At 72.7% G+C, this 13593-nt stretch carries 12 protein-coding genes; 11 read left to right on the plus strand and 1 reads right to left on the minus strand.

The genetic code is table 11. The annotated features are described in order from the left end of the window. Positions 1-39: 39 nt before the first annotated feature. The 11 genes from pruA (at position 40) to cimA (ending at position 12916) form a co-directional block, all read left to right on the plus strand. Positions 40-1671 carry an L-glutamate gamma-semialdehyde dehydrogenase gene (gene pruA / locus ACIQVT_RS26355; protein WP_403758929.1) on the plus strand — a complete coding sequence of 544 codons (1632 nt, stop codon included), beginning with the start codon at positions 40-42 and terminating at the stop codon, positions 1669-1671. A gap of 92 nt (positions 1672-1763) precedes the next feature. Beyond that, positions 1764-2297 carry a GNAT family N-acetyltransferase gene (locus ACIQVT_RS26360; RefSeq protein ID WP_403758932.1) on the plus strand — a complete coding sequence of 178 codons (534 nt, stop codon included), beginning with the start codon at positions 1764-1766 and terminating at the stop codon, positions 2295-2297. Positions 2298-2626: 329 nt separating this feature from the next. Continuing rightward, positions 2627-2755: a hypothetical protein gene (locus ACIQVT_RS26365; RefSeq protein WP_121786747.1), complete on the plus strand. Its 129-nt coding sequence runs from the start codon at positions 2627-2629 to the stop codon at positions 2753-2755. A gap of 125 nt (positions 2756-2880) precedes the next feature. Continuing rightward, positions 2881-3924 carry a 3-isopropylmalate dehydrogenase gene (locus ACIQVT_RS26370; protein WP_403758936.1) on the plus strand — a complete coding sequence of 348 codons (1044 nt, stop codon included), beginning with the start codon at positions 2881-2883 and terminating at the stop codon, positions 3922-3924. Between the two features lie 240 nt (positions 3925-4164). Further along, positions 4165-5253, plus strand: coding sequence for a branched-chain amino acid aminotransferase (locus ACIQVT_RS26375; protein WP_403758939.1), 1089 nt, complete (start codon positions 4165-4167; stop codon positions 5251-5253). 178 nt (positions 5254-5431) lie between these two features. Next, positions 5432-6142: an urease subunit gamma gene (ureA, locus tag ACIQVT_RS26380; protein ID WP_403758942.1), complete on the plus strand. Its 711-nt coding sequence runs from the start codon at positions 5432-5434 to the stop codon at positions 6140-6142. Then, positions 6139-7863 carry an urease subunit alpha gene (locus tag ACIQVT_RS26385; protein WP_403758945.1) on the plus strand — a complete coding sequence of 575 codons (1725 nt, stop codon included), beginning with the start codon at positions 6139-6141 and terminating at the stop codon, positions 7861-7863. Before ureA ends, ACIQVT_RS26385 begins: the two co-directional genes overlap by 4 nt. 15 nt (positions 7864-7878) lie before the next feature. Further along, complete coding sequence (locus ACIQVT_RS26390) at positions 7879-8922, plus strand: agmatine/peptidylarginine deiminase (RefSeq protein ID WP_403758947.1); 1044 nt, start codon at positions 7879-7881, stop codon at positions 8920-8922. Positions 8923-9055: 133 nt separating this feature from the next. Next, positions 9056-9673 (plus strand): TetR/AcrR family transcriptional regulator, encoded by a 618-nt coding sequence (locus ACIQVT_RS26395; RefSeq protein ID WP_403758950.1) that lies wholly within the window; start codon positions 9056-9058, stop codon positions 9671-9673. A 38-nt stretch (positions 9674-9711) separates the two neighbouring features. Then, entirely contained in the window at positions 9712-11019 is a 1308-nt protein-coding gene (locus ACIQVT_RS26400; protein WP_403758953.1) for an MFS transporter, read from the plus strand. A gap of 286 nt (positions 11020-11305) precedes the next feature. After that, positions 11306-12916, plus strand: a complete 1611-nt coding sequence (gene cimA, locus ACIQVT_RS26405) for a citramalate synthase (protein WP_403758956.1) — start codon at positions 11306-11308, stop codon at positions 12914-12916. A gap of 21 nt (positions 12917-12937) precedes the next feature. Here the strand turns inward: cimA and ACIQVT_RS26410 are convergent, their stop codons facing one another. After that, complete coding sequence (locus ACIQVT_RS26410; RefSeq protein WP_403758959.1) at positions 12938-13543, minus strand: GPP34 family phosphoprotein; 606 nt, start codon at positions 13541-13543, stop codon at positions 12938-12940. Between the last annotated feature and the right edge of the window lie 50 nt (positions 13544-13593).

Genomic DNA, 13593 nt, shown 5'->3' on the forward strand with positions numbered 1-13593 from the left:
GCCCGAACACCCGCTCACGTACAAGGAGTTACGGATCCCATGGACGCTGTGACCCAGGTCCCCACCCCCGTCAACGAGCCGGTGCACGGCTACGCCCCCGGCTCGCCCGAGCGCGCCCGCCTGGAGGTCAAGCTCAAGGAGCTGGCCGAGAACCCGATCGACCTGCCGATGACCATCGGCGGGGAGAAGCGGATGGGCGGCGGCGAGACCATCCAGGTCGTCCAGCCGCACAACCACAAGGCCGTCATCGGCACCCTGCGCAACGCCACCCGGCAGGACGCCCAGGACGCCATCGACGCGGCCCTGGCCGCCGCCCCGGCCTGGCGCGCGATGGCCTTCGACGACCGCGCCGCGATCATCCTGCGCGCCGCCGAGCTGCTGGCCGGCCCCTGGCGCGAGACGATCGCCGCCTCCACGATGCTGGGCCAGTCCAAGACCGCCCAGCAGGCGGAGATCGACAGCCCCTGTGAGCTGGTCGACTTCTGGCGCTTCAACGTGCACTACGCCCGCCAGATCCTCGCCGAGCAGCCCCCGGCGAACTCCCCGGGCGTCTGGAACCGCCTGGACCACCGCCCGCTGGAGGGCTTCGTCTACGCGATCACCCCGTTCAACTTCTCGGCGATCGCGGCGAACCTGCCCACCGCGCCGGCCCTGATGGGCAACGTGGTGCTCTGGAAGCCGTCCCCGACGCAGACCCACGCGGCCGTGCTCCTCATGCAGCTGCTGGAGGAGGCGGGGCTGCCCAAGGGCGTCATCAACCTCGTCACCGGCGACGGCATCGAGGTCTCCAAGGTCGCCCTGGAGCACCGGGACCTCGCGGGCATCCACTTCACCGGTTCGACCAAGACCTTCCGGTACCTGTGGAAGACGGTCGGCAACAACATCGAGAAGTACCGCTCCTACCCGCGTCTGGTCGGCGAGACCGGCGGCAAGGACTTCCTGGTCGCCCACCCGAGCGCCGACCGCGCGATCCTGAAGACCGCGCTGACCCGCGGTGCCTTCGAGTACCAGGGCCAGAAGTGCAGCGCCACCTCCCGCGCCTACATCCCGACCTCCATCTGGAACTCGGGCTTCAAGGAGGAGTTCGCCGCCGAGGTCGACTACCTGACCATGGGTGACGTCACCGACCTGTCCAACTTCATGGGCGCGGTCATCGACGAGCGGTCCTTCGCCAAGAACAAGGCGGCCATCGACCGCGCCAAGCAGGACCCGTCCTGCACCATCGTGGCCGGCGGCAGCTACGACGACTCGGTCGGCTACTTCGTCCGCCCGACCGTCATCGAGTGCACCGACCCGGAGAACGAGGTGTTCACCACCGAGTACTTCGGCCCGATCCTCGCCGTGCACGTCTACGAGGACGACGCCTACGAGGAGATGCTGACCCAGATGGAGTCGGCGTCGGACTACGCCCTGACCGGCTCGGTCATCGCCAACGACCGCGCGGCGGCGGCGTACACGATGGAGAGGCTCCGCTTCGCCGCGGGCAACTTCTACATCAACGACAAGTCGACCGGCGCCGTCGTCGGCCAGCAGCCCTTCGGCGGCGGCCGCGCCTCCGGCACCAACGACAAGGCCGGCGCGCCGCAGAACCTCCAGCGCTGGACCCTGACCCGGGCCATCAAGGAGACCCTGGTCCCGCCGACCGACTACGCCTACCCGCACATGGGCTGACCGCCCCGCGGACCCGGCCCGGGAGGCCCGACACCACGTCGGGCCGCCCGGGCCGTTCCCGTGCCCGGGAGGCCGGGCGCGACACTGGCGTCATGACTCCTCGCCTCGTCCACACCGCCGAGCTGACCCCCGCCGAACTCCGCGAGCTGCGCGCCCTGTTGGACGACGCCTTCGACGGGAACCTCGACGACGAGGACTGGGACCACGGGCTGGGCGGCCTGCACGCGCTGGTCCGGGACGACGCCGGGCTCGTCGCGCACGGCTCGGTCGTGATGCGCCGGACGCGGCACCGGGGGCGCTGGCTGCGCACCGGGTACGTGGAGGCCGTCGCCGTACGGGCCGGCGCGCGGCGGACCGGGCTCGGCGGCCGGGTGATGGCGGAGCTGGAGCGGGTGATCGGCCGGGCGTACGACCTCGGCGCGCTCTGCGCCGGCGACGCGGGCGCCGCGCTGTACGCCGCGCGGGGATGGCTGCGGTGGCCCGGACAGGTGCACGCGCTCTCGCCGGACGGGATCGTACGGCTGCCCGAGGAGGAGGGGAGCCTGTACCTCTGGCCCGCGCTCGCCGGGCCGCCCGACCCGGCCGGGGAACTGGTCCTCGACTGGCGCGACGGGGACGTCGCCTGACGCGGGGCCGCCCGCGCGCACCCGGGGGGAGTAGCCACCGAACAGGCGAACGCCCAGCTCAGGACGGGGGGAGCCGGTCCGCCGTCTCAGATAGTAGGAAGTCCGAGTAATGATGCAGACAGACGCGGACGGCTCCCTTAGCGTGGAAGGAGCCGATCGTCCCGCTCGATCCAGCGAGTGGCGGTCGTGAGCCGGGCCCCGTGCAGGCAATCCCTGCGGCCGTCGTTGCGCAGCCCCTTCTTGGGGGTCCCCTCCGTGCCCTTCGGGCGACGGGGGAGCCGTACCCCCTCACCGCCGTACTCCGCGTTCCGCCGAAGGAGTCGATTGCCATGGCCGAGACGACCGTCCGCCGCGTCCGCCACGTGCCCCGCACGAGCGAGTCCGACCGCAAGAACGCCGCCGCCGCCCTCCAGCGCGCCCTGGACCGCCGGGACAACGGCGGCGCGACCGGCCACTGAGCCGGACCCCACCAGCCGGGAGCCGCACCCGCCCCCCGCCGGGTCCGCCGGGCGGGGGGAAAGCGTCCCTGTCCGTATGTCGGACAGCGCATGTCATCAACTGGGACGAGGAGTAGGGTTCCCGCATGTCTCGCAGCCTCAATCTCGCAGTGATCCCCGGTGACGGCATCGGCCAGGAGGTCGTGGCCGAGGGTCTCAAGGTCCTCTCCGCCGTCCTGCCGCAGGACGTGAAGCTGGAGACCGAGGAGTACGACTTCGGTGCCCAGCGCTACCACGCCACCGGTGAGACCCTCACCGACGCCGACCTGGACGCGCTGAAGCGGCACGACGCCATCCTGCTCGGCGCCATCGGCGACCCGTCGGTGCCGTCCGGCGTCCTGGAGCGCGGCTTCCTGCTCAAGCTCCGCTTCGCCTTCGACCACCACGTCAACCTGCGTCCGTCGAAGCTGCTCCCCGGCGTCGCCACCCCGCTCGCCGGCCAGCCGGAGATCGACTTCGTCGTGGTCCGCGAGGGCACCGAGGGCCCGTACACCGGCAACGGCGGCACCATCCGCAAGGGCACCGCGCACGAGGTGGCCACCGAGGTGTCCGTCAACACCGCCTACGGCGTCGAGCGCGTCGTCCGCGACGCCTTCGCCCGCGCCCAGGCCCGCCCGCGCAGGAAGCTCACGCTGGTCCACAAGAACAACGTGCTGACCTTCGCCGGACACCTGTGGACCAGCGTCTTCCAGCGCGTGGCCGAGGAGTTCCCCGAGGTCACCACCGACTACATCCATGTCGACGCGGCCACGATCTACCTGGTCACCGACCCGGGCCGGTTCGACGTCATCGTCACCGACAACCTCTTCGGCGACATCATCACCGACCTCGCCGCCGCCGTCTCCGGCGGCATCGGCGTGGCCGCCTCCGGCAACATCAACCCCAGCCGTGAGTTCCCGTCCATGTTCGAGCCGGTCCACGGCTCGGCCCCGGACATCGCCGGACAGGGCAAGGCCGACCCGACCGCCACCGTCCTCTCCGTCGGCCTGCTGCTGCGCCACCTCGGCCACGACGCCGAGGCGGACCGCATCGAGGCCGCGGTCGCCGCCGATCTCACCGAGCGGGGCTCCCTGCCCGCCCGCAGCACCTCCGAGATCGGCGACGCGCTCGCCGTACGCGTAGCCGGCTGACCCGCCGCGCTCCACCAAGCCGCCGGGTCGCTACCGCACCCGGCGGCTTCTTTTGTGCCTCGCCGGGTGCCACCATCGATCCCTGGACCGCTTCACCCCGATTCCGTCGGCCGCCGCCCCCGCGCGATAATCGAACGCGGAGCCGCGATATGAGGGAATGCTCGGACGTCCTAGCACTGACGACCCGCAGTACAGGCGTGAGCGCGGCCCGTCACTACAACCGGTGAAGGACAACCACTCATGACGACGCCCACGATCGAGCTCAAGCCCTCCGCCAGCCCGCTCGCCGCCGCGGAACGCGAGGCGATCCTGGCCAACCCGGGGTTCGGCCGCCACTTCACCGACCACATGGTGACGATCCGGTGGACCGAGGGGCGCGGCTGGCACGACGCCCAGCTCGTCCCGTACGGCCCGATCTCCCTGGACCCCTCCACCCACGTCCTGCACTACGGGCAGGAGATCTTCGAGGGCCTGAAGGCCTACCGGCAGCCCGACGGCTCGATCGCGCTGTTCCGCCCCGAGGCCAACGCCCGCCGCTTCCGCGGCTCCGCCCGCCGCATGGCCATGGCCGAGCTGCCCGAGGAGCTGTTCATCGGCGCGCTGGACGCGCTGCTCACCCAGGACGCGGACTGGGTGCCGCCGCACGGCGGTGAGGAGGCGCTGTACCTGCGGCCGTTCATGTTCGCCACGGAGGCCGCGCTCGGCGTGCACCCGGCCAACGAGTACCTGTTCATGCTGATCGCCTCCCCGTCCGGCGCCTACTTCGCCGGCGGGGTGAAGCCGGTCACCATCTGGGTGTCCGAGGACCACGTCCGCGCCGTCCCGGGCGGCACCGGCGACGCCAAGACCGGCGGCAACTACGCCGCGTCCCTGCTGCCGCAGGCCGAGGCCGCCGCGCACGGCTGCCACCAGGTCGTCTACCTCGACGCGGTCACCCGCACCAAGGTGGAGGAGAGCGGCAGCATGAACGTCGCCTTCGTCTACGGCGACCGGATCGTCACCCCGTCCCTCACCGGCTCCATCCTGGAGGGCATCACCCGCGACTCCCTCCTCCAGGTCGCCCGCGACCTCGGCTACACCGCCGAGGAGGGCGTGGTCACGCTGGAGCAGTGGCGCGCGGACGCCGCCTCCGGCGCCCTCACCGAGGTCTTCGCCTGCGGCACGGCGGCCGTGGTCACCCCGATCGGCCACGCCAAGACCCGCACGGACGAGTGGACCCACGGCGACGGCACGCCGGGCCCGGTCACCCAGCGGCTGCGCGAGGCCCTGCTCGGCATCCAGCGCGGGCTGACCGAGGACAAGCACGGCTGGATGCACCGCGTCGGCTGACGCCCACCGCGCACGGAAAGAGGGCCGCCCCGGACGGGTTCACGTCCGGGGCGGCCCTCGGCGTTTTTGAACGCCGCTCGATGTGACGCGTGCCGCCAACGTCTGCCGACACTTCTCTTCGGCCGACCCGACGTTTAGAGTGATGCTCTAACCAGGGAAGCCAAGGAGGTGCGACGGCGTGAGACTCACCCCGACGGAACGTGACCGGCTGCTGCTGTTCGGCGCCGCCGAACTGGCCCGGGCCCGCCGCTCGCGCGGCCTCAGGCTGAACGTGCCGGAGGCCACCGCGCTGATCGCGGACACCGTCTGCGAGGCAGCCCGGGACGGCCGGCGGCTCGCCGAGGCCGTCGAGGCGGCCCGGTCGGTGCTCGGCCCCGACGACGTGCTGCCGGGCGTCGCCGACGTCGTCACCGAGGTGATGGTCGAGGCCGTCTTCGACGACGGCTCCCGGCTCGCGGTGGTCCCCGACCCCATCGGCGGCGGTTCGGGCGAGCGCGCACCCGGCGCCCTGCTGCCCGGCCCGGAGCACGCCGACCCCGAGCCGGCCGTCCGGCTCCGGGTCACCAACACCGCCGCCGTGCCGGTCTCCGTCACCTCCCACTTCCACTTCTTCGAGGCCAACCCGCGCCTCGACTTCGACCGCCGCCGCGCCTACGGCATGCGGCTCGCCGTCCCCGCCGGGTCCTCGGTCCGCTTCGGGCCGGGCGAGAGCGAGGAGGTCGGGCTCGTGCCGATCGGCGGCGAACGGATCGCGATCGGCTTCGCCGGCCTGGTCGACGGGCCGCTGGACGCGCCCGGAGCCCGGGAGGAGGCCCTGCGCCGGGCCGCCGCCTGCGGCTACCTCGGCACCGGAACGGCCGGCACCGGAACGGAAGGAGACGGGCGATGAGCCGCTCGAAGGGACGTGAGGTCAGCCGGTCGCTCCACATCGACCCGCACGCCTACGCGGCCACCCACGGCCCCCGCGCCGGTGACCGCGTACGCCTCGGCGACTCGGGCCTCACCGTCCGCGTGGAGTCCGACTCCCAGCGGTACGGCGACGAGTTCCTCGCCGGGTTCGGCAAGACCGCCCGCGACGGACTGCACCTGAAGGCCGCCGCCGTCCGCGCCACCTGTGACGTCGTGATCAGCAACGTCGTCGTGATCGACGCGGTGCAGGGCATCCGGAAGGTGTCGATCGGCATCCGTGAGGGGCGGATCTGCGCCATCGGGCGGGCCGGCAACCCGGACACCCTCGACGGCGTGGACGTCGTCGTCGGCACCGGCACCTCGATCGTCTCCGGTGAGGGGCTGATCGCGACCGCCGGGGCCGTCGACACCCACGTCCACCTGCTGTCGCCGCGCATCATGGAGGCCTCCCTCGCCTCCGGCGTGACCACGATCATCGGCCAGGAGTTCGGCCCGGTGTGGGGCGTCGGCGTCAACTCTCCCTGGGCGCTGCGCCACGCGTTCGGCGCGTTCGACGCCTGGCCGGTCAACATCGGGTTCCTGGGCCGTGGTTCGTCCTCCTCCGAGGCGCCGCTGGTGGAGGCGCTGGCCGAGGGCGGGGCCTGCGGCTTCAAGGTGCACGAGGACATGGGCGCCCACACCCGGGCGCTGGACACCGCGCTGCGCGTCGCCGAGGAGCACGACGTCCAGGTGGCCCTGCACAGCGACGGGCTGAACGAGTGCCTGTCGGTGGAGGACACCCTGCGCGTGCTGGAGGGCCGCACGATCCACGCCTTCCACATCGAGGGCTGCGGCGGCGGACACGTGCCCAACGTGCTGAAGATGGCGGGTGTCCCGAACGTCATCGGCTCCTCCACCAACCCCACCCTGCCCTTCGGCCGGGACGCGGTCGCCGAGCACTACGGCATGATCGTCTCCGTCCACGACCTCAAGCCCGACCTGCCCGGCGACGCCGCGATGGCCCGCGACCGCATCCGGGCGGGCACGATGGGCGCCGAGGACGTGCTGCACGACCTGGGCGCCATCGGCATCACCTCCTCCGACGCGCAGGGCATGGGCCGGGCCGGGGAGACGGTCCGCCGCACGTTCGCCATGGCCGGCAAGATGAAGGCCGAGCTGGGCCCGCTGGAGGGGGACGGCGACGGCGACGACAACGCCCGCGTCCTGCGCTACATCGCGAAGCTGACCATCAACCCGGCCATCGCGCACGGGCTGTCCCACGAGATCGGCTCCATCGAGGTCGGCAAGCTCGCCGACCTCGTGCTGTGGCGCCCGGAGTACTTCGGGGCCAAGCCGCAACTGGTCCTGAAGTCCGGCTTCCCGGCGTACGGCGTGACCGGCGACCCCAACGCGGCCACCGACACCTGCGAACCCCTGGTGCTGGGCCCGCAGTTCGGCGCGTACGGCGCCACGCCCGCGGACATCTCGGTCGCGTTCGTCTCCCGGGCCGCCGCCGAGGCGGGCGCGGACCTCATGCCCACCCGCCGCAGGCGGGTCGCCGTGCGCGGCACCCGCGGCATCGGCCCCGCCGACCTGCGCCTGAACGCCCGCACCGGCGCGGTCGACGTCGACGAGCGCACCGGTCTCGTCACCCTCGACGGCGACCCGCTGCGTTCGGAACCCGCCGACTCCGTCTCCCTCAACCGCCTCTACTTCCTCTAGGACCCGGTACCCCACATGACCACCCCCGCCGCCGACGGCTTCCGCATGCCCGCCGAGTGGGCCCCGCACGAGCGCACCTGGATGGCGTGGCCGGGCCCCAACCCCACCTTCGACGACCCCGACGACCTCGCGGCCTCCCGGATCGCCTGGGCGTCGGTCGCCCGCGCCGTCCGCCGCTTCGAGCCGGTCACGGTGGTGTGCGGGCCCGGCCGGTCCGCCGAGGCGCGGGCGCTGCTCGGCCCCGGCATCGACACCGTCGAACGGGAGCTGGACGACGCCTGGATGCGGGACATCGGGCCGACCTTCCTCACCGACGGCCGGGGCGCGCTGGCCGCCGTGGACTGGACGTTCAACGGCTGGGGCGCGCAGGAGTGGGCCCGCTGGGAGCACGACGCGAAGATCGGCGCGTACGTCGCCGGCCTCGCGGGCGCCAGGACGTACGCCTCCCGGCTGGTCAACGAGGGCGGCGCGATCCACGTCGACGGCGAGGGCACCGTGCTGCTCACCGAGACCGTGCAGCTGGGTCCCGAGCGCAACCCGCACTGGTCCCGGGCGGAGGTGGAGGCGGAGATCCACGCGCACCTCGGCACCCGCAAGGCTCTCTGGCTGCCGCGCGGCCTGACCGGCGACTACCCTCCCCACGGCTTCGGCACCCTGGGCCACGTCGACATCGTCGCCGCGTTCGCCCGGCCCGGGGTCGTGGTCGCCCACCACCAGCCGGACCCGGCCCACCCGGACCACGAGGTCACCCGCGAGGTCATCGGCCGGCTGAGGTCGGCGACCGACGCCCGGGGCCGCCGCCTGGAGGTCGTGGAGGTGCCCGCCCCGACCGTGCTGGAGGCCGACGGCCACTGGGCCGACTACTCCTACATCAACCACTACCTGTGCAACGGCGGTGTGGTGCTGTGCGGTTTCGACGACCCGCGCGACGAGATCGCCGCCGGCATCTTCCGCCGCCTGTTCCCCGAGCGGACGGTCACCCTGGTCGACGCCCGCACGATCTTCGCGGGCGGCGGCGGCATCCACTGCGTCACGCAGCAGCAGCCGAGGACCCGCTGACGGCCGGCGTCGGGTAGAACGTACGGGTGAACGTCCAGGTGTGCGCGGCCCGCGGCCGCCGTCCCAGTCCGCCGCCGCGCCCGCGGCCGCGGCGGCCCGAACGCCCCTCGCGCGCCACGGGGGCGGTCCCGGCATGAGCACACCCCCGTCCCCCCGTCGCCGTACGCCCGCGCCGCCCCGTGAGGACGTGCTCGCCGTGGCCATGGGCATGATCGCCGAGCGGGGGCTGGAGAAGCTGACCATGGCCGCGCTCGGCCGGGAGGTCGGGATGAGCAGCGGGCACCTGCTCTACTACTTCGGTTCCAAGGACGAGCTGCTGCTGCGGACGCTGGAGTGGAGCGAGGGCCGGCTCGGCGCCGAGCGCGGCCGGCTGCTCACCCGGTCCGCCCCCGCGCGGGACCGGCTGGCCGCCTACGTCGACCTGTACGTCCCCGAAGGCCACCGCGACCCGCACTGGACGCTCTGGCTGGAGGTGTGGAACCGCTCGCAGAACGCCGACGACGACGCCCGCGCCCGGCAGGCCGCCATCGAGGGCGCCTGGCACCGCGACCTGGTGGCGCTGATCGCCGAGGGCGTCTCGCGCGGCGAGTTCCGCACCGTCGACGCGGACCGTTTCGCGGCGCGGCTGCGGGCGCTGCTCGACGGGTTCTCCATCCACGTCGCCATCGGGCTGCGGGGCACCGACCGGGACCAGGTGCTCGCGCACGTACGGGAGTTCGTCGCCGGCACGCTCCTGGCCGACGGCCGCTGAAGGAATCGTTCCCTTTCCCGCCGGGCAGGTAAGGGCGCATGGGACGACAACACTGGAAGAAGATCTGGGTCGGCTCGGCGGGCAACATGGTCGAGTGGTTCGACTGGTTCGTGTACGCGAGCTTCGCCCCGTACTTCGCGGGCGCCTTCTTCCCCAGCGGCAACCCCACCGCGCAGCTGATGAACACCGCCGGCATCTTCGCCGTGGGGTTCTTCATGCGCCCCGTGGGCGGTTGGCTGCTCGGCAGGATCGGTGACCGCAGGGGCCGCAAGGCGGCGCTGACCCTGACCGTCACGCTGATGTCGGCCTCGGCGGTCCTCGTCGCCGTCGCCCCCACCTACGCGGTCGCCGGCTACGGCGGCGCCCTGGTCCTGCTGGTCGCCCGCCTGCTCCAGGGCCTGTCGGTGGGCGGCGAGTACGCGGCGAGCGCCACCTACCTGACCGAGGCGTCGGACCCGCGGCGGCGCGGGTTCGCCTCCAGCTTCCAGTACGTCTCGATGACCGCCGGCCAGATCGCCGGCCTCGGCCTGCTGATCGTGCTCCAGCGCACCCTGTCCGACGACGCCCTGCACGACTACGGCTGGCGGATCCCGTTCGCCGTCGGCGCGCTCGGCGCGGCCGTCGTCTTCTACCTGCGCCGCAGCATGCTGGAGACCGAGGTCTACGAGGAGGACGCGGCCCGCTCCCAGGAGCGCGGCACGCTGCGCGCCCTGTGGCTCCACCGCCGGGAGGCGTTCCTGGTCATGGCCCTGACGATGGGCGGCACGGTGGCGTACTACACGTACACCACCTACCTGACGAAGTACCTGTCCAACTCGGCGGGCCTGTCGAAGCAGACCGCGACCCTGGTCTCGTTCACCGCGCTGATCGTGTTCGCCTGTCTCCAGCCGCTCGCCGGCGCCCTGTCCGACCGGATCGGCCGCCGCCCGCTGCTGATCACCTTCGCGGTCGGCTCGACGGTCCTCACGGTCCCGGTCATGGCGCTGCTGCGGCACGCGCACGGCTACTGGTCCGCCCTCGGTCTCTCCCTGCTCGCGCTGACCGTGGTCACCGGCTACACCTCCATCAACGCCTGTGTGAAGGCGGAGCTGTTCCCGACGGGGGTGCGCGCGCTCGGTGTGGCCCTGCCGTACGCCCTGGCCAACGCCCTGTTCGGCGGCACCGCCGAGTACGTCGCGCTGTGGTTCAAGAAGGCCGGCGCCGAGTCGGGCTTCTCCTGGTACGTGGCCGGCTGCGCCGCGGTGTCCCTGGTGGTCTACGCCCGTATGCGCGAGACGAAGGACCTGGACCTGGCCCGGGTGGCGGCCGAGGACGCGGAGGAGTCCAGCTGGGCGCCCGCATCCTGAGACGGCCGGTGAGCCGGGGGCGCGGCTGTGCCAGACTGCCCCCGTGCTCTCGTTCGCCGTGATTATGGGCAGCAGGCGCGCCGGTCCGCAGTGACCACCTCGTACGACCAGGTGCGGGTGGCCACCGTCGTCCTCGACCCGCGCGCATACCTCTCGCACCCGCGAGGGGTTTTTTCGTTTTCCGGCCCACCCGCAGCCGGTGGCGGAGCGCGAGGGACCATGGGAGGAACGGTGGAGCCGGTCATTCCGGTAAAGACCGAAGATCCACAACAGGAGCCTTGAGATAATGACCGAGACGGCTACCAGCAGGCTCGACGACTCGTTCCACGTCTTCGACACCACGCTGCGCGACGGCGCGCAGCGCGAGGGCATCAACCTCACCGTCGCGGACAAGCTCGCGATCGCCCGGCACCTGGACGACTTCGGTGTGGGCTTCGTCGAGGGCGGCTGGCCGGGCGCCAACCCCCGCGACACCGAGTTCTTCGCCCGGGCCCGCGAGGAGATCGACTTCCGCCACGCCCAGCTGGTCGCCTTCGGTGCCACCCGCCGCGCCGGCACCACGGCCGCCGAGGACCCGCAGGTCAAGGCGCTGCTGGACTCCGGCGTCCCGGTGATCACCCTGGTGGCCAAGGCGCACGACCGGCATGTGGAGCTGGCCCTGCGCACGACGCTGGACGAGAACCTGGCGATGGTCCGCGACACCGTGTCCTATCTGCGTGACCAGGGCCGCCGCGTGTTCGTCGACTGCGAGCACTTCTTCGACGGCTACCGCGCCGCACCCGAGTACGCGAAGGCGGTCGTCCGGACGGCCGCCGAGGCCGGCGCCGACGTCGTCATCCTCTGCGACACCAACGGCGGCATGCTCCCCGCCCAGGTGCACGCGGTCGTCGCCACCGTCCTCGCCGACACCGGCGCCCGGCTCGGCATCCACGCCCAGGACGACACCGGCTGCGCGGTCGCCAACACCCTGGCCGCCGTCGACGCGGGCGCCACCCACGTGCAGTGCACGGCCAACGGCTACGGCGAGCGCGTCGGCAACGCCAACCTCTTCCCGGTCGTCGCGGCCCTGGAGCTGAAGTACGGCAAGCAGGTGCTGCCCGACGGCAAGCTCCGCGAGACCACCCGCATCTCGCACGCCATCGCCGAGGTCGTCAACCTCACGCCCTCCACCCACCAGCCCTACGTCGGCGTATCGGCGTTCGCGCACAAGGCCGGCCTGCACGCCTCCGCGATCAAGGTCGACCCGGACCTGTACCAGCACATCGACCCCGCGCTGGTCGGCAACACCATGCGCATGCTGGTCTCCGACATGGCGGGCCGCGCCTCCATCGAGCTGAAGGGCCGGGAACTCGGCATCGACCTGGGCGGCGACCGGGAACTGGTCGGCCGGGTGGTCGAGCGGGTCAAGGAGCGCGAACTCGAGGGCTATACCTACGAGGCGGCGGACGCCTCGTTCGAGCTGCTGCTGCGCACCGAGGTCGAGGGCCGGCCGCTGAAGTACTTCGACGTCGAGTCCTGGCGGGCGATCGTCGAGGACCGGCCCGACGGCACCCATGCCAACGAGGCCACGGTCAAGCTGTGGGCCAAGAGCGAGCGGATCGTCGCCACGGCCGAGGGCAACGGCCCGGTCAACGCCCTGGACCGGGCCCTGCGCGTCGCCCTGGAGCGGATCTACCCCCAGCTGGCCCGGCTGGAGCTGGTCGACTACAAGGTCCGCATCCTGGAGGGCAAGCACGGCACCCAGTCCACCACCCGGGTGCTGATCTCCACCTCCGACGGCTCGGGCGAGTGGTCGACGGTGGGCGTGGCCGAGAACGTCATCGCCGCCTCCTGGCAGGCGCTGGAGGACGCGTACACGTACGGCCTGCTGCGGGCGGGCGTGGCGCCGGCGGAGTAGCCCGGCCCGCGCCGGACCCGTTCAGGGCGCCCGCCAGATGTTGTCGAAGGCGATGTTCTCGATGCGGCGCCGCTCGCGCACGGCCTCCAGCTCCGTGACCGCGTCGCCGACCGCGGCGAGCACGGTGACGACCGCCTCGTCGTCGGGTCCCTCCCCGGCCGGCCGGTCGTCCTGGAGGCCCAGGGTGGAGGTGAGGCCGGTGAGGACGGGGTCGCGGGACTCCCAGCGGTCGCTCGCGTGGCGGCGGGCCGCGGTGTCGGTCGGGGCGGTGGCCCCGGCGCGGCGCGGCAGCCAGCGGTGGCCGCTCCTCCCGTCGAGCTGTCCCGCGGCCTCCAGGGTGTCGTGGTAGGCGACGGCCAGGCCCTCCCCGCGCCGCCACAGCCAGTCCGCGACGGTCTCGGGCGGCCCTTCCCGCCGGAGGGCCGCCCCGGCCTCGTCCAGCATCCGGTCACCCGTGGTCAGCACCGGTCCGGGGACGATGTGTTCGCCGTCCAGGGTGAGGGCCCGGACGCCGAGGAGGTCGATCAGCTCGGCCCCGGCGAGCGCCAGTGACAGGTCGCCCTGCTCGACGGGGCGCTCGCCGGGGACGTCCAGCGTGACGAGGAAGAGGTCCTGAGGTGTGGTCATGCCTCCACGATGGGCCGCGGGCGGCCCATTCGCGGCGCGGCGCACCGTTC

Origin of the sequence: Streptomyces sp. NPDC100445 (assembly GCF_044759735.1) — a bacterium.
In the GTDB taxonomy this organism is placed as follows: Bacteria; Actinomycetota; Actinomycetes; order Streptomycetales; family Streptomycetaceae; genus Streptomyces.